The organism is Bacillus cereus, assembly GCF_015071065.1.
Taxonomy (GTDB): Bacteria; Bacillota; Bacilli; order Bacillales; family Bacillaceae_G; genus Bacillus_A; species Bacillus_A cereus_BA.
Window position 1 is genome coordinate 1 of record NZ_VOVA01000079.1, and the last position, 810, is coordinate 810.

An 810-nucleotide genomic window follows, 5' to 3' on the forward strand; every position below is an offset into this window, starting at 1 on the left:
ATGGTTCTGTTGCAAAGTTAGAAAAAATATAGAGAGGTCTACAGATTGGAAATAGACTTTAAGCAATCGCTACTAATTGCTGTAGTTCTTTGTACACTGAAAAGACGGAGTCTGATTCAAGACTTCGTCTTTGTTTATATATGGCCTGAATCGTTTCAATCCCCTTTATGGTTCGTGAAGCATGACGAAGATTTTGAAATCCTGCGGATTTGGCAAAACGTCTCTTTACATGCCTATGATCCTGTTCAATCAGGTTATTGAGATATTTAACGGTACAATGTTTTGTACGTACATAAAAGCCGTTCTTCTTCAGTTTTTTGAACGCACAAAGCAAGGCCGGAGCTTTGTCTGTAGTGAGAACTGTTGGTTCTCCAAAATGTTTTACTAATCTTTTCATAAAGGCATAGGCAGCCTGATGATCCCGTTTTTTACGAAGTTGAATATCCAACGTGTTTCCATCTTTATCAATTGCACGATAGAGATAACGCCATTCTCCCTTAACTTTGATATACGTCTCATCCAAATGCCAAGATAAGCGTGCAGATTTATTTTTTACTTTCCAAATTTGATAGATGAGATTTCCATATTCATGAACCCATCGCATGATGGTTGTTGGATGAACTGAAATACCACGTTCTTTCAGGATTTCAGATACATCGCGATAACTTAAAGAAAAACGGCAGTAGTAGCCGACAGCTACTAAAATGATATCTCTCTTGAATTGTTTTCCTTTAAAGTACCTCATGTCTGATTCTCCTATATCCTGTTTTCTAGAGTGTAGCTTCATGTAGGAAACTTTGCAACAGAACC

The 810-nt window shown here is 37.4% G+C and carries 1 protein-coding gene; it reads right to left on the reverse strand.

The genetic code is table 11. From position 1 onward, the window contains the following. Positions 1-58: 58 nt before the first annotated feature. Positions 59-745, reverse strand: a complete 687-nt coding sequence (locus FT637_RS29545; protein WP_016128028.1) for an IS6 family transposase — start codon at positions 743-745, stop codon at positions 59-61. Positions 746-810: the final 65 nt, after the last annotated feature.

Excerpts from the sequence above, each read along its gene's own strand:
- FT637_RS29545 (WP_016128028.1), bottom strand. The coding sequence starts at position 745 with ATGAGGTACTTTAAAGGAAAACAATTCAAGAGAGATATCATTTTAGTA.